Raw genomic sequence first — 554 nt, 5'->3', positions numbered from 1 at the left:
GCCGGGCAGTTCGGCACCCTGACCCTGGGGGCCAACGGCCGCTACACCTACACTCTGGACAACTCCCTTGACGCGGTCCAGGGCCTGGGTGTGGGCGAGTCCGAGACCGAGACCTTCACCTACACCATCTCCGACGGCCAGGGCGGGTTCGATTCCACCACCCTGACCATCACCATCAACGGCACCAACGATAGGCCCGTAGCCGTGGCCGACACCGCCCAGGCATTCGAGGACGGCCCGGCCGTGTCAGGCAATGTGCTGGACAACGACTACGACATCGACGTCAACGACACCCTGACCGTGGCCGCCGTGGGCGGCGACCCGGACAAGGTGGGCACCGAGGTGGCCGGGCGCTTCGGCACCCTGGTCATCAACGAGAACGGCACCTACACCTACACCGTGGACAACGACAACCCGGCCGTGCAGAAGCTCGGCGTGGGCCAGTCGGCCACGGACCGCTTCACCTACACCGTCACCGACCAACACGGCGCCACCCGCTCCACCACGCTGACCGTCACCGTCAACGGCGTCAACGACGCGCCCGTGGCCGTGGC

The 554-nt window shown here is 67.7% G+C and carries 1 protein-coding gene; it reads left to right on the top strand.

Annotation, left to right across the window (positions count from 1 at the left end; translation table 11 throughout):
* On the top strand, positions 1 to 554 hold a 554-nt coding region (locus tag QQS14_RS16545), incomplete at both ends, for a VCBS domain-containing protein (protein WP_285908118.1).

Origin of the sequence: Pseudodesulfovibrio pelocollis (assembly GCF_030282845.1) — a bacterium.
GTDB lineage: Bacteria > Desulfobacterota > Desulfovibrionia > Desulfovibrionales > Desulfovibrionaceae > Pseudodesulfovibrio > Pseudodesulfovibrio pelocollis.
The sequence above is the reverse complement of the archived record's forward strand: the minus strand, read 5'-3'. Positions and strand labels throughout refer to the sequence as shown.